Here is a 20,685-nt window from a genome sequence, read left to right on the forward strand (position 1 = left end):
TCCGCCGAGCTGGCCCCCGCCGGGGCCCTGGTCCACGCGGCCCCGGACGGACCGGCCCGGAGCGCCGACTGACAGACCTGTCCCGTACTGTCGTGCCATGCCTCGCCGCACCGCTACCCTGCTCGCCTCCACGCTGCTTCTCATAGCGATGCTCTGCGCCGGAGTGCTCATCGAGGTGCCCTACGCGGAGATGTCACCGGGACCGACGGTGAACACGCTGGGTGTGCACGACGGGGACCCCGTGCTCCGCATCAAGGACGAGCCCGGCCACAAGGGCCGGCCGAAGGAGTACGACACCTCGGGCCACCTCAACATGACGACGGTCCGTGTCACCGGCTCCGAGTACCGCATGACACTGCTGGGGGCGCTCTCCGGATGGCTGCGCCACGACAGCCTCGTCGTGCCCTACAAGACGGTCTACCCGGAGCAGAAGTCGGCCGAGGAGGTCGACCAGGAGAACGCCGAGGAGTTCTCCGCCTCCCAGGAGAGCGCCAAGGTCGCGGCCCTCAAGGAACTGCACATCCCCACCAGCTCCCATGTCGTCGTCGGCTCGGTGGCGAAGGACGCGCCCGCCCACGAGCGGCTGCACGCGGGGGATGTCATCACGGCGGTGGACGGCAGGCCGGTCGGCAAGGCGGAGAGCGTCGGCAAGATCGTCACCCGGCACAAGCCAGGGGAGAAGGTCACCTTCACGGTGATCCCGAAGGCCAAGGTGCGGGCCGCCCAGGAGAAGGGGAAGAAGCCGTCCCCGCGGGACGCGCGGAAGGTCACGGTGGGCACCACGAAGGCCAAGGAGGACGGCCGGACCGTCGTCGGCATCACGACCGCGCTGGGCCACAGCTTCCCGTTCGAGATCGACATCAAGCTCGCCGACATCGGCGGGCCCAGCGCCGGGCTGATGTTCGCCCTCGGCATCGTCGACAAGCTCACCCCCACCGACCTCACCGGCGGGAAGTTCGTCGCCGGCACCGGGACGATCGACGACAACGGCAAGGTCGGCGAGATCGGCGGCATCCAGATGAAGATCATCGGGGCGCGTGAGAAGGGCGCACGGTACTTCCTGACCCCGGCGGGCAACTGCGCCACCGCGGCGAAGGACAAGCCCAAGGGCATCACCCTGGTCAAGACCTCGACCATGGACGACGCGCTCAGCTCGCTGAAGAAGATCCGTTCGGGGCGGACGGACCGGCTCACCCGGTGCCGGGCGGGCTGACCCGCTTCCTGGTTCCTCCCCCACCCCGGGGGCCCGGCGGGCCCTCCGCCGCCCCGGGAGCGCCCCGCTACTCCTCGAACGTCGCGGCCAGCGCATGTGCCAGTCCCGGCACCAGGTCGGCACCGGTCAGCACCTCGGTGGCCGCGTCCTTCTCGCGCAGCCGCAGCGCCGACTCCCGCTCGCCGTCCCGCAGTACCGCCACCGTCATCCGCACCTCCTGGCGTTCGGGGTGCTCGGCGACCCACCGGGTGAGGGCCTCCCCGTCCAGGTCCTCGGGCACGGACGCCTCGGCGGAGGGCGGCAGCATCAGCCGCTCCACCGTGACCGCGCAGCCGTCCACGGTCCCGGGCCAGGCGATGGTCCCCAGGAACTCGTCCAGTGGCGCGTCGGCCGGGATCTCGTCCTGCTCGATGGGGGTGAAGGAGCCGGCCCGGTCGTCGCCGGCCTGCTGGTCCAGGCCGAGCTGGCCGGCCAGTCCGGGCTCCTCGGTGCGCAGCTTCTCGGTGTTCACCAGGGCGAACAGGCGGGCGGGCTGGTCCCAGCCGAGGCCCGCGGCGTACTCGTCGATTTCCAGGACGGCGCGGGTCAGCGGGCGGGCGGCGAGGGGTGTGCCCTCGTGGGGGAGGTTGCTCATGTTCCTATCGTGCCGTCTTCGGCCCGGGGAGGTGGACGTGGACCCCGCGAGGGACGGCGCGGGCCCGCGCCGGGCCGGGGCCGGAGGGGAACTGTCCCACGGAATCGGGAACTGACCCCGGAAACGGGAACTGAGTAAAGCTTCGTTAAGTTGCCTAGATGGGCCGTACGATGCGGGCCCAGCGTCATCGCTTCATACACTGCGAATCTTCGAGGTGCGCACCTTGGCTTTCCAGATGCCGGACCGGGGCTCCGGTGGGGGTCCCTCCGGGCCACGGATCAGAGTGGGCCGGCCATCCCGGCGTGCCCGGACGCTGTTGATGACAGCGGGCGTGCTGGCCGTTCTGGCGATGCTCTTTGTCATGTTCTCCGGGTTCTGGACGGACTGGCTGTGGTACCGCTCGGTCGACTACAGCTCGGTCTTCACCAAGACCCTGTGGACGAAGATCGGTCTGTTCGCCGTTTTCGGCCTGCTGATGGCCACCGCCGTGGGGCTGAACATCTGGCTGGCCCACCGGCTGCGGCCGCCGCTGAGCGCCATGTCGCTGGAGCAGCAGAGCCTGGACCGCTACCGCATGGGTCTGGCGCCCTACAAGAAGTGGGTGCTGCTGGGTGTCACCGCACTCGTCGGGCTGATCTCCGGCGCCTCCGCGGCCGGCCAGTGGCGCACCTGGCTGATGTGGGTGAACGGCGTCTCGTTCGGCACCAAGGACCCGCAGTTCCACAAGGATGTCTCCTTCTTCGCGTTCGACCTGCCCTTCTACCGCTTCCTGCTGAGCTTCGGCTTCGCCGCCGCGATCCTCTCGCTGCTGGCCGCCGCGCTGGTGCACTACCTCTACGGCGGTCTGCGGGTGACGACGCCCGGCGCCCGCGCGACCGCGCAGGCCACCGGCCATCTGTCGGTGCTGCTCGGCATCTTCGTGGCGCTGAAGGCGGTCGCCTACTGGCTGGACAGGTACGGGCTCGCGGTCAAGTCCGGCGACTTCAAGGCGACGGACAACTGGACGGGCCTCAAGTACGTCGACGCGAACGCCTATCTGCCCGCCAAGACGATCCTGTTCATCATCGCCATCATCTGCGCGCTGCTCTTCTTCGCCACCATCTGGCGCCGCACCTGGCAGCTCCCGGTGATCGGCTTCGGCCTGATGGTGCTCTCCGCGATCCTGATCGGCGGCCTCTACCCGGCGCTGGTGCAGAAGTTCCAGGTCTCGCCGAACGAGCAGGCCAAGGAAGCGCCGTACATCAAGAAGAACATCGAGGCGACGCGCAAGGCGTACGACATCGGTGACGCCGAGGTGCGCGAGTACAACGGCAAGAGCAAGGCCGACGACGAGAAGCTGCGGGACGCGGCCGACACGACGGCGAGCATGCGCCTGCTGGACCCCAACGTCGTCTCCCCGACGTTCCAGCAGAAGCAGCAGGTGCGCGGCTACTACCAGTTCCCGCAGACGCTCGATGTGGACCGGTACAAGAAGGACGGCAAGGAGCAGGACACCGTCGTCGGCGTCCGGGAGATCAACACAAGCGGTATCCCGGAGAAGAACTGGATCAACGAGCACTTCAAGTACACCCACGGCTACGGCATGGTCGCGGCCAAGGGCACCTCGGTCGACAAGGACGGCGCGCCCGACTTCACGGAGAAGGACCTGCCGCCCAAGGGCGACAAGGGCACGTACGAGGGCCGGATCTACTACGGCGAGAACACGAACCAGTACGCCATCGTCGGCGGCCCCCAGAAGGAACTGGACTACGCCGACAACCAGGGGGAGAAGACCTACACCTACAAGGGTGACAGCGGCGTCGACCTCTCCAACCCGGTCAACCGGGCCGCCTACGCGGTGAACTTCAACGAGCCGCAGATCCTCTACTCGGGGGCGATCGGCAAGGGCTCGCGGATCCTCTACAACCGCACGCCGAAGGAGCGCGTCGAGGCGGTCGCCCCGTGGCTGACCATCGACGGCGACCCGTACCCGGCGGTGGTCGACGGGCGCATCAAGTGGATCGTCGACGCCTACACCACCTCCAACGGCTACCCCTACGCGTCGCGTACGACCCTGGGGTCCACCACGGAGGACTCGCTGACCGACGGGCAGCGCGCGGTGGTCGCCCAGCAGAACCGGGTGAACTACATCCGCAACTCGGTCAAGGCGACCGTGGACGCCTACAGCGGTGACGTCCAGCTGTACCAATGGGACAAGAAGGACCCCGTCCTCAAGACGTGGATGAAGGCGTTCCCGGGCACGGTGAAGGCCAAGAGCGCCATCAGCGGTGACCTGATGGACCACCTGCGCTACCCGCAGGACCTCTTCAAGGTCCAGCGCAACCTGCTGCAGACCTATCACGTGACCTCGCCGTCGCAGTTCTACAGCGGCAGTGAGCGCTGGCAGATCCCCGACGACCCGACGCACAAGGGCAACGCGGTCCCGCCGTACTACCTGAGCCTGAAGATGCCGGGCCAGAAGGGCCAGCAGTTCCAGTTGACGACGACGTTCAACCCGAACAAGCGCGAGACACTGGGCGCGTTCATGGCGGTCGACGCGGACGCGCGCAGCGACGAGTACGGGAAGATCAGAATTCTGAGACTCCCGCCCAACACGGGTGTCGCCGGCCCCTCGCAGGTGCAGAGCAAGTTCAACTCCGAACCTGACATCGCCGAGACGATCAACCGCATCAGACGAGGCGACTCCGAGGTCGAGTACGGCAATCTGCTGACCGTGCCCTTGGAGGGCGGACTGCTCTACGTGGAGCCCGTCTACGTCCGTGGCGCCGGCGTCAACTACCCCAGGATGCAGAAGGTGCTGGTCACCTACGGGGAACGGGTCGCCTTCAAGGACAGTCTCGACGAGGCGCTCAACGAGGTGTTCAACACTCCGGACAGGGACGAGGGCGGGGAACGCACCGGCCCCGGGGACAAGGAGAAGGAGAAGAACCCGCCGAACGCCACGGTCGAGCAGGCCCTCAAGGACGCCCAGAGCGCGTACGACGCCGGTCAGAAGGCCCTGGAGAAGGGCGACTGGGAGGAGTACGGCAAGCAGCAGAAGGCGCTGGAGGACGCGCTCCGGGACGCGTCCGAGGCCGAGCAGGGCGGCGGCGGCAAGGGCGGTTCCGGCTCGGGCTCGGGTTCCGGCGACGGATAGCCGGGTGAGACCACCCCGCGGCGTGGTGTAGAGTTATCAACACAACGACGCGGGGTGGAGCAGCTCGGTAGCTCGCTGGGCTCATAACCCAGAGGTCGCAGGTTCAAATCCTGTCCCCGCTACGCGGATCGAAAAGACCCGGAGTCAACAGACTCCGGGTCTTTTCGCTTGTGCGGGGGATAGCGGGGCACCTTGGTTTGGGGTATCTCTTCGTCGGGAAATCGACAAACCGCCGAAGTGACCTCACTGGCTGCGGTATACGAGGTGTACGCGGGTTGCAGGTGGTGCGACGATGGAGCTTATGGGGGAGAAGGCAAGGCTGACGGACCCGGTACGTCCCGGTCCGGGCCTGAGCGTGGAGGAGTACGCCGAGAAGACCGCAGCCGCAGCGACGACGACCGCAGCCGCACCAGCGACCGCAGCCGCCGAGCAGTTCGTCGCGGACCGCAACGCCCCGAACCTCGGGGACAACGCCCCGAACACCGGGGATGCCGTGAGCGCCGGCGGCAGAGCCGTGGCGGACAAGACCGCCGCGGCCAGTGTGCTGGGCGCTCAGCTGCTGCGCCGGGGGGATCTTGACGGCGCCGAGCCGCACCTGCGGGCCGCCACGGCCGCGGGTGACCGCGCGGCGGCCAACAATCTCGGAGTCCTGCTGCACCAGAGGGGATACACGGAAGAGGCCGCGGGGTGGTGGCGTACCGCCGCCGTCGCCGGCTCGGCCGCCGCGGCGCACGCGCTCGGCCGCTACCACCGGGAGCGCGGCGACGAGCCCGCGGCCCACTACTGGCTGCGGCAGTCGGCCGAATCGGGCCACGCGCTCGGCGCGTACGCGCTGGGCGACCTGCTGGAGCACCGCGGCGAGGACGGAGCCGAGGAGTGGTTCCGGGCCGCCGCGGAACGCGGGCACAGAGAAGCGGCTTACCGGGTCGCGCAGTTGGCGAGCGCCCGCGCCGAGGCGCTGGCCGCCGAGGGGGAGGCCGACGCCGGTGCCGTACGCGGGATCGAGGAGGAGGCCGAAGGCTGGTACCGGCAGGCCGCCGCGCGGGGTCACCGCAGGGCGGCGCTGCGCCTGGGCGCCATCCTGGAGCGCCGCGGCGAGCTGAAGGAGGCCGGCCGGTGGTACCTCACCTCCGCGAAGGACGGTGAGGCACGGGCCGCCTGCGCGCTGGGGTTCCTGCTGCGGGACGCGGGCGACGAGGAGAGCGCGGCCGTCTGGTGGCGCCGGGCGGCCGAGAACGGCGACGGCAACGCCGCCAACGCGCTGGGCGCCCTCCACGCCGACCGGGGCGAGCGGCAGGCCGCCGAGCGGTGGTACCGCGTCGCACTGGAGGCCGGTTCCGACAACGGCGCCTTCAACCTCGGGCTGCTGTGCGCGGCGCAGGGCCGTACGGCCCAGGCCGAGCAGTGGTACCGCCGTGCCGCCTACGCGGGGCACCGGGAGGCGGCCAACGCGCTCGCCGTCCTGCTGCTCCAGCGCGGGGACGCCGAGGGCGCCGAGCCGTGGTTCTCCAAGGCAGCGGAGGCGGGCAGCGTGGACGCCGCCTTCAACCTCGGCATCCTGCACGCCGGCCGGGGCAACGAGCGGGCCGCGCGCGCCTGGTACGAGCGCGCGGCGGCCTCCGGACACGCGGAGGCCGCCCTCCAGGTCGGGATCGCGCTGCTGCGCGAGGGAGAGCTGCACACCGCGGAGCGGCATCTGCGGTGCGCCGCCGGCGGCGGCAGTGTCGAGGGCGCCTTCCGGCTCGGCGCGCTGCTGGAGCGGATCACCCGGCGGGACACCGGCGAACTGGGCTCCGCGCACGAACTCGGCCGTGCCGAGGGCACCAGGCCCGAGTACGAGGAGTGGTACGAGCGGGCGGCCGAGCACGGCCATCGCCGGGCGCAGGTCCGGCTGGGGATGTGCGCGGCGGCGCGCGGCGAGGTCGTCGACGCGGCCCGCTGGTACCGCGCGGCGGCCGAGGCCGGCAGCCCCAACGGTGCCTTCAATCTCGGGCTGCTGCTCGCCCGCGAGGGCAGCGAACCGGAGGCCGTCGTGTGGTGGACCCGCGCCGCCGAGGCGGGGCACGGCAGGGCCGCTCTGCGCCTGGCGCTGATCAACGCGCGCCGGGGCGAGCTGTCCGAGGGCCAGTTCTGGTGCGCCCGCGCGGTGGAACTCGGCCCGGCCGAGGTGGCCGAACGCGCCGCGAAGCTCCGCGACGCCCTGCGCGCGGAGCTGTCGGCATAGGAACGGCGCCCCTGCCGGGGTCGGCGCCGCTGCCGGGGTCGGCGCCGCTTTGGGTGCTCCCGCGCCGCGCCGGTTCGGGCTCCCGCGCCGGGTCGGTTCGAGGCTCCCGCGCCGCCGGATCGGGGCCGGCCCGGGTTCGCCCGGGTCGGCCGGGCAGGGGCGGGGCGGAGCCGGCCCCGGCACGGCCTGGTGCTTCACGCCCCGGCCATCGCCCGGAACGCCCACCCGGCACACCTGCCCCAGCACACCTGCCCCGAGCACACCCGTACACCTGCCCGCGGCACACCTGCCCGCGCGGCACACCTGTCCGCGGCACACCCGCGCACCCGACCCCGAAGCAGATCCGGCCGGCGCACCCGGCCCGGGGCGGAACATCCGGCTCAGGCGTCACGGGAGGCTCGATTTGCACTTGTCGGCTGCCATGGTTAGAGTTGTGCACACAACGGCGCGGGGTGGAGCAGCTCGGTAGCTCGCTGGGCTCATAACCCAGAGGTCGCAGGTTCAAATCCTGTCCCCGCTACTGAAGGCGAAGGCCCGGATCCTCAGATCCGGGCCTTCGTGCATGTCCGGGAAGCCAAGAGGGCGGTGCCGGCCGCCTCCTCCCGTCACGGTTCGTGACCGACCGCTTCCGCGTAGAGCCGGCGGTCCACGAGCCGTTCCTCCGGGAGTGGCTTGCCCCCGGTGACGCCCGCGTCCCGGTAGGCCTTCTGGAGCCTGTCCGTGGTGCCTTTGCGGATCTCCCAGTCCATCCGGAGCGAGGGCACCGAAGTGAGCGCTTCCGGGCTCTGCCGGAGCGCTTTCGCCAGGTCGGCCACGAAGGACGGGTCCTTCTTGTAGTCACCGGCGAAGTAGGTGTTGACCGTGCGGATGTAGCCGCGCAGCAGGGCGACGCCCGCGTCCACGTCGGCACTCAGCAGGTTGGGGCCGAAGAGGGCGCCGCCCAGGGGTTCGCCGACGGGCTGGCCGCCCAGGAACGCGTACCGCGCGTCCTTGTCCACCTGGCGCCAGACGGGGTCGAGCAGCCAGGCGGCGTCGACGCTCCCGCCGGTGAGGGCGGTCAGCACGTCGGAGGAGCCGAGCTGCTGGAAGGAGAGGGACTCCATCGCGGTGCCGTGCTGGGCGAGGATGGTGTCCATCGGGTACGAGATCACGGAGCCCTTGCCGATGAGCGTGCCGATCCTGCGGCCCTTCAGCGTGATCGCGGAGGGCTTCTCCCCGTGCCGTGCGCGGGCCCACAGGCCGCTCTTGGAGCTGGGGGCGGGGGAGAAGTTGCCGGCGACCCAGCGGATGTCGAACCCGGAGTTCACGCCGTTGATGACGGCGGCCTCCGGCGCGGCCCACAGGGCGTCGAGCTGACCCTTGGCGAGCAGCGGCAGTGCCTCGGGGGTGGGCAGCACCTTCAGCTCGACGTCCAGTCCTTCCTTGGCGAACTCGCCCTCGCGTACGGCGGTCTGGAGCGGTGCCACGTACTCGGCCGTCAACGTGCTGGTGGCGATCGTCACCTTTCGGGTCTTCTTGAGCTTGCGGGGAGCGGGTGCGTGCGCCGCGCAGCGCGCCGGGGAGCGGCCGGCGCCCGTCTCGGCGGGGTCGGTCCAGGAGCGGTCCCCGCAGCCCGCGACGGGCTCGATGTCGCGGTCGGCGGTGCCCAGGGCGGTGTCCCGCTGGGCCGCGCAGCCGCTGAGTGCCGCGGCCGGGATCAGCGCGAGGACGAGGAGAAGGGCGGTGACCAGGGCGCGGGACGGGGCGTGGGCACGGGCCGGGGCCAGGGGACGGGCGGGGGTGGGGGAAGGGCGCACGACGGCCTCCGGTGAGTGGTCAGGACCGGCCGCGACCGCGGTCGCGGGGTGCCCAGGGGGTCAGGAGCCGCCCCGCGAGCCGCACCAGCTCGGAGAAGAGCACGCCCAGGACGGCGACGCAGACGATCCCCACGAACATCACGTCGTTCTGGAAGAGGGCCCGGGAGTCGAAGATCAGGTGGCCGAGGCCGTCCGAGGCGGCGATGGACTCCGAGGCGACGATCACCAGTACCGCGACACCGGCGGCGATGCGGGCGCCGACCAGCACCGATGGCAGCGAGGCGGGCAGCAGGACGTGTCGGAACATCTGCCGTCGTCCGGCGCCGAAGACCCGTCCGGCGTCCCGGTGCCCCTCGGGGACCGCGAGTACGGCGGCCATGGTGGAGATCCAGACGAAGAAGAACACGGTGGCGGCGACCAGGGCGATCTAGGCCCCTCGCCGAGACCGAACATGTTGAGGAAGACGGGCAGCAGCGCGAGCTTGGGGACGACGTAGAGGGCGTCCATGGCCGGTTCCAGTGCCGCCCGGACCAGCGGCAGCGCGCCCATGAGCAGGCCCAGCAGATACCCGGAGACGGTGCCGAGGGCGTACCCGGCGAGCACTCTCTTGAGCGTCGCCCACACGTCGGGCCACAGCTCGCCCTCGGCGGCGCGCTCCCAGCCGTCGGCGAGGATGGCGGAGGGCGCGGGGTAGACGCGCGCGTCGATCCACTGCCGGGTCGCGGCCAGCTGCCAGGCCAGGACGAGGAGCAGCGGGACCGCGACGGCAAGGGAGACCTCCAGGGCGCGGCGGCGCCGGTGCGCCGTCTCCGGGCGGGTCTCCAGGGGCCCGGGGCGGCGGACGATCCGGCCCGGGGCGGCACCCGGACCGGTGCGGGAGCCGGTGCGCGAGTCGGTACGGCGGCTGCTAGGGGGGCCCGCGCGGGGTCCGTCCAGGGCGCTCATGCGACAGCCCCCGCACCGGCCCCGGGCAGCACCTCGCCGCGCAGCAGCTCCCACAGTTCGTCCTTGAGGGCGGTGAAGCGGGGATCGGAGCGGACGTCGCCGGTGCGGGGGCGGCCGAAGGGCGGGCGCCGTTCGGCGATGACGCGGCCCGGGCGCGCGGACATCACCAGGACGCGGTCGCCGAGCACCAGCGCTTCTTCGAGGCTGTGGGTGATGAGGAGGGTGGTGGTGCTGGTGGACTGGGTGAGGGTGAGCAGTTCGTCCTGGAGGAGGGTGCGCAGCTGGGCGTCGAGGGCCGCGAAGGGCTCGTCCATCAGCAGGATCTCGGGTTCGACGGCGAGGGCGCGGGCGATGGCCACCCGCTGGCGCATGCCGCCGGAGAGGGCGGCCGGGTAGGCGTCGGCGAAGTCGGCGAGGCCCATCCTGCTCAGCCACGCCCGTGCGCGGGCGTCGGCCCGGCGGCGCGGGACGCGCTGGACGTCGAGGCCGAAGCGGACGTTGGCCAGCACGGTCTTCCAGTCGTAGATGCCGTAGTCCTGGAAGATCATGGCGGCGGGGTGTGCGGCGTCGGTCCGCAGTTCGAGTTCGCCCGAGGAGGGCCGCAGCAGTCCGGCGGCGATGCGCAGCAGTGTGGACTTGCCGCAGCCGGAGGGGCCGACGACGCAGACGAACTCTCCCGCGGCGATCTCCAGGTCGAGGGGGCCCAGCGCGGCGAGCCGGCGGGAGCCCCGTCCGAAGGTGCGGGTGACGGCGCTGGCGCGGATTTTCGGCATGGTGTCTCCCCGTCCCGGGTGGGGGAAGCGTGCGTCCCAGCGACGATATGACGGCCCGTCAGATACCGGCAAGACGTGTGCGCCACCACGCGGGGGCGGGCATGCGAAAGGGCCCGCACCCCGGGGTGCGGGCCCTTCGCCGGGTCTGCGGCCGGTCAGTCGGCGCAGTTGGGGCAGACGCCGCGGTAGGTGACGGTGGCCTCGGCGACGGTGAAGCCGTACCGCTCCTGCTCCGGGAGGGCGGCCAGCGGGTCGCCCGTCGGGTGGACGTCACGGATGGTGCCGCAGCGGGAACAGACCAGGTGCTGATGGCTGTGGCGCGCGTTCGGGTCGTAGCGCTTGGCGCGCCCGTCCGTGCTCACCTCCAGCACTTCGCCGAGGGCGACCAGCTCGCTGAGCGTGTTGTAGACCGTCGCGCGGGCGATCTCCGGCAGGCGGTCCGCCGCCTTGGCGTGGACCTCGTCCGCCGTGTAGTGCACATGGTCGCCGTCGAGCACCTCGGCGACGACTCGCCGCTGCGCGGTGAGTCGCCATCCGCGATCGCGGAGCCGTTCCAGCAGGTCACTCATGTGTCCAGACTAGCAGCGCCCTGTCCATGGGCAGAACCCGTACGAGTTTCGCTTCCATCTTGACTTGGACAAAGTCCAATGTAGGGTTACGGGTGGTTGGCCCACAGGACAGATGTGATGCACAGGAGGCGCACGTGACCGTGCAGGACGAGACGTCCGGACCCATGACGACGGAAGCCGGAGCTCCGGTCGCGGACAACCAGAACAGCCAGACCGCGGGCGTGGGCGGCCCGGTGCTGGTGCAGGACCAGCACCTGCTGGAGAAGCTCGCGCACTTCAACCGCGAGCGCATCCCGGAGCGGATCGTGCACGCCCGGGGCGCGGGCGCGTACGGCAAGTTCACCGTCACGGCCGACGTGACGAAGTACACGCGGGCGAAGTTCCTCTCCGAGGTCGGCAAGGAGACCGAGGTCTTCCTGCGCTTCTCCACGGTGGCCGGCAACCTCGGCGCGGCGGACGCGGTGCGCGACCCCCGCGGCTTCGCGCTGAAGTTCTACACCGAAGAGGGCAACTACGACCTGGTCGGGAACAACACCCCGGTCTTCTTCATCAAGGACGCCATCAAGTTCCCCGACTTCATCCACACCCAGAAGCGCGACCCCTACACCGGCTCGCAGGAGCCGGACAACGTGTGGGACTTCTGGGGCCTGTCGCCCGAGTCGACGCACCAGGTGACCTGGCTGCACGGTGACCGCGGCATCCCGGCGTCCTACCGCCACATGGACGGCTTCGGCTCGCACACCTTCCAGTGGACCAACGAGGCCGGCGAGGTCTTCTGGGTCAAGTACCACTTCAAGACCGACCAGGGCATCAAGAACCTCACCGCCCAGGAGGCGGAGGTCCTGGCGGGCAAGGACCCCGACAGCCACCAGCGCGATCTGCGCGAGGCCATCGAGCGCGGCGAGTACCCGACCTGGACGGCGTACGTCCAGATCATGCCCGCGGAGGAGGCGGCGAACTACCGCTTCAACCCGTTCGACCTGACCAAGGTCTGGCCGCACGCGGACTACCCGCTGATCGAGTTCGGCAAGCTGGAGCTGAACCGCAACCCGCGGAACATCTTCGCCGAGGTCGAGCAGTCGATCTTCTCCCCGCACCACTTCGTGCCGGGCATCGGCCCCTCCCCGGACAAGATGCTCCAGGGCCGGCTGTTCGCCTACGGCGACGCCCACCGCTACCGCGTCGGCATCAACGCCGACCTGCTGCCGGTGAACGAGCCGAAGGCGGCCCGGGCCCGCACCTACGGACGGGACGGCTTCATGTACGACGGCCGCCACGGCGGGGCGAAGAACTACGAGCCGAACAGCTTCGGCGGCCCGGCCGAGACCGGCCGCGCGCCGTGGGCGCCCGTCACGGTCAGCGGCACCACCGAGGACCACCCGGCGGCCTCGCACGCCGAGGACGACGACTTCGTCCAGGCCGGGAACCTCTACCGCCTCATGTCGGAGGACGAGAAGCAGCGGCTGATCGACAACCTGGCGGGCAGTATCGCGGGTGTCTCCCGTGACGACATCGCCCAGCGCGCGATCGAGAACTTCCGCAAGGCGGACCCCGACTACGGCAAGCGGCTGGAAGCCGCGGTCCAGGCCCTGCGCGGCTGACCGACCGCTCGCCGTACGAACCCGGAGGGACCGGACGCCATGGGGCTCCGGTCCCTCCGGTGTGCCGCCAGGGTGTCAGACGGTCACCTCGCCCGGGGTCCGGGGCGCCGCCGCGCGGGCCTGGTCGTCGGACCAGGTCCGCACGATGTCGCGGACCGAGAGGATGCCCACCGGCTCCCGCTCGTCCAGCACGATCAGATGGCGGAAGCCGCCGCGGGTCATGGCCCGGGCCGCCGCGTCCAGTGTCCAGTCGGGTGTCGCGTAGACGACGTCGGTGGTGGTGTGGGCGTGGGCGGTCTCCCGGTCCGGGTCCTGGCCCGCGCCGAGCGAGTCGAGGATGTCGCGCTCGGTGAGGATGCCGAGCCCGCTGGTGTCGGGGTCGAGGACGACGGCCGCGCCGACGCGGCGGGCCGACATCAGCTGTGCCGCCTGCCGGAGGGTGTGCGCCGGGCCGATGGTGAGGACCACGGTGCTCATGGCGTGCTGGACGTGACCGGGCATGAGGGTGCTACCTCCTTGGAGGAACGGCTTCCCGCGGCGGAACAGCCCTCGGGAAGGAGTTCACAAGGTCACAAGCTCTCGGACCCTCATGCTCACATGTGACTGAGATCACGGCAAGGGCGCGTGTACGGACCACCCGGAAGGGTGGTCCGCGCCTCACGCCGTCAGGTAGTTCAGCAGCGTCTCGTGCAGCAGCCCGTTCGACGCCGCCGCGTTACCGCTGTGCGGGCCGGGGTTGCCGTCCAGGCCGGTGAAACTGCCGCCCGCCTCCTCGACGATGACCGCGCTGGCCGCCATGTCCCACAGCGACAGCTCCGGCTCCGCGCACATGTCCACCGCACCCTCGGCGACCAGCATGTACGGCCAGAAGTCGCCATAGGCCCGGGTGCGCCAGCAGTCGCGGGTCAGATCCATGAAACCGCCCAGCATGCCGCGCTCCTCCCAGCCGTGCAGCGAGGAGTAGGCGAACGAGGCGTCCCGCACCTTGGCCACCTTCGAGACCTCGATGCGGGTCGCCTTGGAGAGGCTGCGGCCGGTGTAGGCCCCCGAGCCCAGGGCCGCCCACCAGCGGCGGTTGAGCGCGGGCGCCGACACCACGCCGACGACCGGCCGGTCGCCGCCCTCGCCCATCTCCATCAGCGCGATCAGCGTCGCCCACACGGGCACGCCGCGCACATAGTTCTTCGTCCCGTCGATCGGGTCGATCACCCAGCGGCGCGGCCCGTGCCCCTCGGTGCCGAACTCCTCGCCCAGTACCGCGTCCCTCGGCCGGGTGCGCTGGAGCGAGCTGCGGATCAGCTCCTCGGCGGCCTTGTCGGCCTCGCTCACCGGCGTCATGTCGGGCTTGGTCTCGACCTTCAGGTCGAGAGCCTTGAAACGCTCCATGGTGGCGGCGTCGGCGGCGTCGGCCAGCACGTGGGCGAGACGCAGATCATCGTGATAGTCCAGCATGTCGGCACAGTATCCGGCGGCGTCACCCCCGGCCACAGGGCCATGCGCGTGCGCCGTGTATTGACACCTCATGGCGGTGCGTCAATCCTGTGCCGCACTCGTCGGGCTGCGGGCTGGGGAGGCGGCGATGCCGACTGCGCGCGAGACCCTGCTGGAGGCCGCCCACGCGGCGGTGCGGGCACGCCCCTGGACGGTCGTACGGATGGTCGATGTCGCCGCGGCCGCCGGGGTCTCCCGGCAGACGCTCTACAACGAGTTCGGCAGCAAGGAGGGGCTCGGCGCTGCCCTGGTCGGCCGGCTGGTCGAGGACTTCCTGGACGGCGCCGCCCGCGCGGTGTCCGAAGCCGGCCGCGACGGCGCCGACCCGGCGGCCTGCTGTGCCGCCGCTGCCGCCTGGGTGCTGCGCACGGCACGCGCGGAGCCCATCGTGCACGCGGCGCTCACCGGCTGCTGGGGTTCCCGATTACCGCAGCCGGCCCGCCCGGGGCCCGTACCCGGTCCGCCCCGGGCGGTGGCCCGGCAGGCGTTCCCGGTCGAGCCGGGGAGGCTCGCCCGCCTCCTGCGCGCCCGCGCCGTCCACGGGCTGGCACGGGCCGCGCCGCTCCCCGTCGGGGCACCCGGCACCGGCGCGGCGGGCCGGGAAGCCCCGGACCCGCGGCAGTTGGAGCGGGCGTTCGAGGCGGGGTTGCGCGTCGCGCTCTCGTACGTGGTCGCTCCGCCGGGCGGCCCGGACGACGAGCCCTGCGGCCGGGTCGACGCGGTGGTACGGGCCCTGCTGACCCGCTGACTCGCTGCCGCACTGACTTGCTGACCCCTGACCCGCTGACCCGGTTCGCCGGTGCGCGGCGGGGCGGTGACCCGGTGGCCTCAGTGGGCGCTGCCGGAGAGCTGGAGCCCCATCACGCCGATGATGACCAGGGTGATGGACACCAGTTTGAGCGTGGAGACCACGTCGCCCATGAAGACCATGCCGTAGATCGCCGTCCCCGCGGCCCCGATGCCCGTCCACACGGCGTAGGCCGGTCCCACGTCCAGCCGCTTGAGGGAGAGGGTGAGCAGGCCGAAGCTGCCCAGCGCGAAGGCGCAGAACGCGACCGTCGGCCAGAGCCTGGTGAAGCCGTGCGAGAGCTTCAGGCACACGGCGAAGCCCGTCTCCAGCAGCCCCGCGACTATCACCAGCAGCCACGCCATGTGCTCTTCCTCCCGTTGGGCCCCGTGGGGTCAAGGTCAAGCGCAGGCAAACCAGTATGCAGCCGAGGACCGGCGGAAGCGATCAGTCCCCTTCGCGGCGTTCGCGCGTGGCCAGCAGGCGGCGCAGCGAGTGGAGGCGGGCCGGCTCGGCGTGGCCCTCGGCCACCCACGCGTCCAGCGCGCAGTCCGGCTCGTTGTGACCGCACCCGCGCGGGCACCCCTCCGCGCCCTCGGCCAGGTCGGGGAACGCCTGGATGACACGCGAGGGCTGGATGTGGTTCAGCCCGAAGGAGCGCACGCCCGGCGTGTCGATGACCCAGCCGTCCTCGCCGGTGGTCGAGGGCGGCAGCGGCAGCGCCAGCGCGGAGGTGGTGGTGTGCCGGCCGCGGCCCGTCACCGCGTTCACATCGCCGGTGGCCCGCTGCCGCCGCGGCACCAGCGCGTTGACCAGCGTCGTCTTCCCGACCCCGCTGTGCCCCACGCACACGGTGACCTGACCGCGCATCAGCTCCCGGACGGCGTCGGCGTCCGCCCCCTCGTCCAGCTCGTCCCGCCGGGTGACCACGTAGCGCAGCCCGAGCGGCGCGTAGGTCTCCAGCAGCGGACCGGCCGGCGCCAGATCGGACTTGGTCAGCACGAGCAGCGGTTCCAGCCCGGCGTCGAAGGCGGCGACCAGGCAGCGGTCGATCAGCCGCGGACGCGGCTCCGGGTCGGCCAGCGCCGTGACGATGGCGAGCTGGTCGGCGTTGGCGACGATGACCCGCTCGTAGGGGTCGTTGTCGTCCGCCGTCCTGCGCAGCACCGAGCTGCGCTCCTCGACGCGGACGATCCGCGCCAGGGTGTCCTTGGCCCCCGACAGATCTCCGACCACCGCGACGTGGTCGCCCACCACGACCGCCTTGCGGCCCAGTTCCCGCGCCTTCATCGCGGTGACCGTGCGGCCCTCGACCAGGCACGTCATCCGCCCCCGGTCCACGGTCAGCACCAGCCCCTCGGCGGCGTCCTCGTGCTTGGGACGGGTGTGGGTGCGCGGGCGGCTGCCGTGCCGGGAGGGGCGGACGCGGATGTCGTCCTCGTCGGTGTGCTTGCCGTAGCGGCGCATCGCGGGCGCCCTCTTACGCTCTCGCTCCGGCCGGCACGCCGAGCATGTCCGTCCACAGCGCCGGGAAGTCGGGCAGCGTCTTCCCGGTCGTCGCCACGTTCTCCACCTCGACACCCCTCACGGCCAGGCCCAGCACCGCGCCCGCGGTGGCCAGCCGGTGGTCGTCGTAGGTGTGGAAGACGCCGCCGCGCAGCGGACGGGGGCGGATGCGCAGCCCGTCCTCCGTCTCGGTGACGTCACCGCCCAGCCCGTTGATCTCCTTCGCCAGCGCCGCCAGCCGGTCCGTCTCGTGCAGCCGCAGGTGGCCCACACCGCGCAGCACCGACTCCCCCTCGGCCAGCGCGGCCACGGCGGCGATGCCGGGCGTCAGCTCGCCCACCTCGCCCAGATCGATGTCGATGCCGTGGATCCGGCCGCTGCCGGTGAGGGTCAGGCCCCGCTCGTCCAGCACGCACGAGCCGCCCATGGCGGTGAAGATCTCCCGCAGTGCGTCCCCGGGCTGGGTGGTGTGCTCCGGCCAGTCCGGGACGGTGACGCTGCCGCCGGTGACCAGCGCGGCGGCCAGGAACGGCTGCGCGTTGGACAGGTCGGGCTCGATCGTCAGGTCCCGGCCCAGCAGCGCCCCGGGCGTCACCCGCCACACGTTCGCGCTGCCGCCGTCCTCCGGCGCGTCCACCCGCGCCCCCGCGGCGCGCAGCATCTCGACCGTCATCCGGATGTGCGGCATCGACGGCAGGGTGCGGCCCGTGTGCCGGACCTCCACACCGTTGTTGAAGCCCGGCCCCGACAGCAGCAGGGCGCTGACGAACTGGCTGGAGGACGAGGCGTCGATCTCCACCTGACCGCCGGCCAGCGAACCGCTGCCGTGCACCGTCATCGGCAGCGCACCGCGCCCCTCGTCCTCCACCCGGGCGCCGAGCGCGCGCAGGGCGTCGATGACCCCGTGCAGCGGGCGCTCGTAGGAGCGCGGGTCGCCGTCGAAGCGGACCGGCCCGGTGGCCAGCGCCGCCAGCGGCGGAAGGAAGCGCATGACGGTGCCCGCGTTGCCCACGTCCACCGTCGCCGGGCCGCGCAGCGGAGCGGGGATCACCCGCCACGCCTCACCCGTGGCGCGCGCGCCCGCCTCCGGCGTACCGGCCGACGCGGAGGAGACGGTCTCCTCGATCTCCACGCCCATCGCCCGCAGCGCCCCGGCCATCAGCAGGGTGTCGCGGGAGCGCAGCGGGCGGCGCAGCCAGCCCGGTTCGGAGGAGAGCGCCGCCAGCACCAGCGCGCGGTTGGTGACCGACTTCGACCCCGGCACGGTGACGGTCGCCTCGATACGGCCCGGCGCGGTGGGCGCGGGCCAGAGGGCGGAATCTGCGGGGCGGGTGCGCTGGTCGGTCATGGGGCCACTGTAATGGCTGGGCACCGGCCGCCTCCCGGACGGCGCCGGGTGCTCACGGGCCGCTCACAGGCCGAGCAGCCAGCGTCCGCCGCCGATGAGGGAGCACAGCGCGACCGCGTGGAAGAGGAACAGCCACAGCGCGGCGGGGGCGTGGGTCAGCCGCGCGAGCTGGTCCGCGTCCGAGTCCGGCGCCCGCCCTCCCCAGTCTCCCGAGGGAAGGCCGAACCGCCTCCCGTGCGCCCTCTCCCGGCGCCGCCTGCCCTGGAGTTCGAAGACCGGCCGCACCCCGCCCAGCAGCAGGAACCACACCACCGTGTAGGCGAACGCGGCCTGCACCTCGGGCCCGGTCAGCCAGGAGACGAGGAGGAAGGCGCCGCCCGCCAGGAAGACGGTCAGCACCCCGTAGGCGTTGCGGATCATCACCAGCATCGCGACCAGCAGCACGGTGGCGCCCCACAGCAGCGCGGTGATGTGGTGCGCGGCCAGCAGCCAGGCGCCGCCCAGGCCGAGCAGCGGGGGAGCGGTGTACCCGGCGGCGGCCGTCAGCACCATGCCGATGCCGTGCGGCTTGCCGCGCGAGACGGTCAGCCCCGAGGTGTCCGAGTGCAGCCGTATGCCGTCCAGCCGGCGGCCCGAGAGCAGGGCTATGAGCCCGTGCCCGCCCTCGTGCGCGATGGTGACCGCGTTGCGCGAGACGCGCCACACCCCGTGCGGCACCACCGCGAGCAGGGCGACGAGACCGGTGGCGATCACCAGCCACTGCTCGGGATCCGGCTGGCTGCCCACGACGCGGTCCCAGACATCCGTGATGCTCGCGTTGTCCATGTTCGCGGCGTTCTCCTCGTGTACTGCGTGGGTGCTGTCCCGTCAACGCACGGCAGGCTGTCGGCGTGCCGTGGCAGTCTTGCAGGCATGTGCGGACGGTATGCAGCGAGCCGGGGGGCCGAGGACCTCGTCCGGCTGTTCGAGGTCGAGAAGTGGGAGCCGGAGGAGGCGCCGGCGCCGGACTGGAACGTCGCGCCCACCAAGCAGGTCCACGCGGTGCTCGAACGCCCCCTCAAGGGCAGCGGCGACCCGCGGCCCGTGCGGCAGCTGCGCCCGCTGAAGTGGGGACTGGTGCCGGGCTGGGCCAAGTCGCCGGACATGGGCGTGAAGATGATCAACGCACGCGCGGAGACCGTCCACGAGAAGCCCGCCTACCGGCGCCCCTTCGTCGCGCGCCGCTGCCTGCTGCCCGCCGACGGCTACTACGAGTGGGTCACCGCCGAGGGCGAGCTGAAGCTCGAACAGGAGGGCAAGCGCAAGCGGCCCCGCAAGCAGCCGTACTTCATCTCCCCGGCCGGCCCCGCTGCCGGCTCCGGCTCCGCTGCCGATTCCGCGGCCAGGGGCGGTAGCGGCGCGGAGGGGGAGTCCCCGGTGATGGCCATGGCGGGGCTGTACGAGTTCTGGCGCGACACAACCCTCCCCGACGACCACCCGCGGGCCTGGTGGGCCACCTGCACCGTGATCACCACGGCCGCCGAGACCACCCCCCTGGCCAACGCGGACCAGCTCGCCGAAGGCGGCCCCGGCTCGCTCGCCGACATCCACCCGCGCATGCCCCTGATGCTCACCCCCGACCGCTGGGACGCCTGGCTGGACCCCTCCCACACCGACCCCGGCACGCTGCGTGAGCTCCTCACCCCGCCGCCGGCCGGCATGATGCGGGCCCACCCCGTCTCCACGGACGTCAGCAACGTCCGCAACAACGGACCCCACCTCCTCAAGGAACTCCCCGCACCGGAGGAGGAGACCCTCTTCTGACACGAAGGGACGGCGGACAGGGCGGGGCGCGGGCCCGGCGGGGACGGCGGAGCGGCCGGGCCGCCGCGCGCCGGCGAGGAGCCGCGCCGGGGAGAGCGTCGCACCGGGGAGACAGGAGCCGCGCCGGTGAGAGGGGCGGGGCCTGGCACCATGCGCGTATGAACGCGCACACACGGGAGCCCGCACAGCGGGTGGAGACGGTGGCCACACCGGCCGGAGACGCCCGGATCACCTGGTTCCCCGCACGGAAGGCCCACACCGTGCTGGCGCTGGGCCACGGCGCGGGCGGCGGGATCGAGGCGAGGGACCTGCGGGCCCTGGCGGCGGCGCTGCCCGGTGAGGGCGTGAGCGTGGCACTGGTCGAGCAGCCCTGGCGGGTGGCGGGGAAGAAGGTGGCTCCGGCGCCCAGGACCCTCGACACCGCCTGGACGGCACTGTGGCCCGCCCTCACCCTCCCGGGGCTCCCCGTGATCGCGGGGGGCCGCAGCGCCGGTGCCCGGGTCGCCTGCCGTACGGCGGCAGGACTGGGGGCACAGGCGGTGCTCGCGCTGTCCTTCCCGCTGCACCCGCCGGGCAGGCCCGAGAAGTCCCGCGCCGATGAGCTGGCCTCTGTCCCCCTGCCCGTCCTGGTGGTGCAGGGCGGACGTGATCCGTTCGGGCGCCCCGGGGAGTTCCCCGAGGGCACCGCCGTGGTGGAGGTGCCCTTCGGCGATCACGGTTTCGCCCTGCCCAAGTCCGCCGCGGTGACCGAGGAGGAGGCCATGGGCGTCATCACCGGGGCCGTCAGCCGGTGGATCAGCGGCGGCGCGACCGCCGCCTGAGGCGACCGCCCGCCCGGCCCCTGTACGGCAGCCCGGCA

The 20,685-nt window shown here is 72.1% G+C and carries 17 protein-coding genes, 2 tRNA genes and 1 pseudogene; 9 read left to right on the plus strand and 11 right to left on the minus strand.

The annotated features are described in order from the left end of the window. Nucleotides 1-97: 97 nt before the first annotated feature. Complete coding sequence (locus FM076_RS22235; RefSeq protein ID WP_173872741.1) at nt 98-1,213, plus strand: YlbL family protein; 1,116 nt, start codon at nt 98-100, stop codon at nt 1,211-1,213. Nucleotides 1,214-1,280: 67 nt separating this feature from the next. Here the strand turns inward: FM076_RS22235 and FM076_RS22240 are convergent, their stop codons facing one another. Beyond that, on the minus strand, nt 1,281-1,847 hold the full coding sequence (locus FM076_RS22240) for a PPA1309 family protein (RefSeq protein ID WP_173872742.1): 567 nt from the start codon (nt 1,845-1,847) through the stop codon (nt 1,281-1,283). Nucleotides 1,848-2,082: 235 nt separating this feature from the next. Here FM076_RS22240 and FM076_RS22245 point away from each other — a divergent pair, with 235 nt between their 5' ends. The 4 genes from FM076_RS22245 (at nt 2,083) to FM076_RS22260 (ending at nt 7,727) form a co-directional block, all read left to right on the plus strand. Continuing rightward, nucleotides 2,083-4,983: a UPF0182 family protein gene (locus FM076_RS22245; protein WP_180218558.1), complete on the plus strand. Its 2,901-nt coding sequence runs from the start codon at nt 2,083-2,085 to the stop codon at nt 4,981-4,983. 48 nt (nt 4,984-5,031) lie between these two features. Beyond that, a tRNA-Met gene (locus FM076_RS22250) sits at nt 5,032-5,105 on the plus strand. Nucleotides 5,106-5,275: 170 nt separating this feature from the next. Beyond that, nucleotides 5,276-7,207, plus strand: coding sequence for a tetratricopeptide repeat protein (locus FM076_RS22255; protein ID WP_173872744.1), 1,932 nt, complete (start codon nt 5,276-5,278; stop codon nt 7,205-7,207). A 446-nt stretch (nt 7,208-7,653) separates the two neighbouring features. Beyond that, nucleotides 7,654-7,727 (plus strand) — tRNA-Met (locus FM076_RS22260). A gap of 85 nt (nt 7,728-7,812) precedes the next feature. On the opposite strand, the gene FM076_RS22265 is transcribed toward FM076_RS22260, so the two are convergent. The 4 genes and pseudogenes from FM076_RS22265 to FM076_RS22280 form a co-directional block, all read right to left on the minus strand. Continuing rightward, entirely contained in the window at nt 7,813-8,937 is a 1,125-nt protein-coding gene (locus tag FM076_RS22265) for an ABC transporter substrate-binding protein (RefSeq protein WP_173874922.1), read from the minus strand. Nucleotides 8,938-9,022: 85 nt separating this feature from the next. Further along, a pseudogene (locus FM076_RS22270) lies at nt 9,023-9,948 on the minus strand (ABC transporter permease). Next, a complete protein-coding gene (locus FM076_RS22275; protein ID WP_173872745.1) occupies nt 9,945-10,721 on the minus strand; it encodes an ABC transporter ATP-binding protein in 777 nt (258 codons plus the stop codon). The pseudogene FM076_RS22270 and the gene FM076_RS22275 overlap by 4 nt, the downstream one beginning before the upstream one ends. A gap of 155 nt (nt 10,722-10,876) precedes the next feature. Beyond that, nucleotides 10,877-11,290: a Fur family transcriptional regulator gene (locus FM076_RS22280; RefSeq protein ID WP_173872746.1), complete on the minus strand. Its 414-nt coding sequence runs from the start codon at nt 11,288-11,290 to the stop codon at nt 10,877-10,879. A 164-nt stretch (nt 11,291-11,454) separates the two neighbouring features. Between FM076_RS22280 and FM076_RS22285 the strand changes: the two genes are divergently transcribed. Then, nucleotides 11,455-12,891: a catalase gene (locus FM076_RS22285; protein ID WP_173874923.1), complete on the plus strand. Its 1,437-nt coding sequence runs from the start codon at nt 11,455-11,457 to the stop codon at nt 12,889-12,891. Nucleotides 12,892-12,966: 75 nt separating this feature from the next. Here the strand turns inward: FM076_RS22285 and FM076_RS22290 are convergent, their stop codons facing one another. Next, complete coding sequence (locus FM076_RS22290; protein WP_173872747.1) at nt 12,967-13,392, minus strand: CBS domain-containing protein; 426 nt, start codon at nt 13,390-13,392, stop codon at nt 12,967-12,969. Between the two features lie 156 nt (nt 13,393-13,548). Beyond that, on the minus strand, nt 13,549-14,343 hold the full coding sequence (gene hisN, locus FM076_RS22295; protein WP_173872748.1) for a histidinol-phosphatase: 795 nt from the start codon (nt 14,341-14,343) through the stop codon (nt 13,549-13,551). A gap of 127 nt (nt 14,344-14,470) precedes the next feature. Here hisN and FM076_RS22300 point away from each other — a divergent pair, with 127 nt between their 5' ends. Then, complete coding sequence (locus tag FM076_RS22300) at nt 14,471-15,130, plus strand: TetR/AcrR family transcriptional regulator (RefSeq protein ID WP_173872749.1); 660 nt, start codon at nt 14,471-14,473, stop codon at nt 15,128-15,130. An 80-nt stretch (nt 15,131-15,210) separates the two neighbouring features. Here the strand turns inward: FM076_RS22300 and FM076_RS22305 are convergent, their stop codons facing one another. From FM076_RS22305 to FM076_RS22320, 4 genes are all read right to left on the minus strand, one after another. After that, a complete protein-coding gene (locus tag FM076_RS22305; RefSeq protein ID WP_173872750.1) occupies nt 15,211-15,534 on the minus strand; it encodes a DMT family transporter in 324 nt (107 codons plus the stop codon). Between the two features lie 82 nt (nt 15,535-15,616). Continuing rightward, complete coding sequence (gene rsgA / locus FM076_RS22310) at nt 15,617-16,636, minus strand: ribosome small subunit-dependent GTPase A (RefSeq protein WP_173872751.1); 1,020 nt, start codon at nt 16,634-16,636, stop codon at nt 15,617-15,619. A 13-nt stretch (nt 16,637-16,649) separates the two neighbouring features. Next, a complete protein-coding gene (gene aroA, locus FM076_RS22315) occupies nt 16,650-18,023 on the minus strand; it encodes a 3-phosphoshikimate 1-carboxyvinyltransferase (protein WP_173872752.1) in 1,374 nt (457 codons plus the stop codon). 63 nt (nt 18,024-18,086) lie between these two features. Further along, a complete protein-coding gene (locus tag FM076_RS22320) occupies nt 18,087-18,848 on the minus strand; it encodes a M50 family metallopeptidase (protein ID WP_173872753.1) in 762 nt (253 codons plus the stop codon). Between the two features lie 87 nt (nt 18,849-18,935). On the opposite strand from FM076_RS22320, the gene FM076_RS22325 reads away from it, so the two are divergent. Both FM076_RS22325 and FM076_RS22330 read left to right on the plus strand, forming a co-directional pair. Beyond that, the gene (locus FM076_RS22325; RefSeq protein ID WP_173872754.1) at nt 18,936-19,826 is read left to right on the plus strand and encodes an SOS response-associated peptidase; all 891 of its coding nucleotides are present in this window, start codon (nt 18,936-18,938) and stop codon (nt 19,824-19,826) included. A 158-nt stretch (nt 19,827-19,984) separates the two neighbouring features. Further along, nucleotides 19,985-20,647 (plus strand): alpha/beta hydrolase family protein, encoded by a 663-nt coding sequence (locus FM076_RS22330; protein WP_173872755.1) that lies wholly within the window; start codon nt 19,985-19,987, stop codon nt 20,645-20,647. Nucleotides 20,648-20,685 lie beyond the last annotated feature (38 nt).

Source organism: Streptomyces albus subsp. chlorinus (assembly GCF_013302895.1).
GTDB classification, from domain to species: Bacteria; Actinomycetota; Actinomycetes; order Streptomycetales; family Streptomycetaceae; genus Streptomyces; species Streptomyces chlorinus.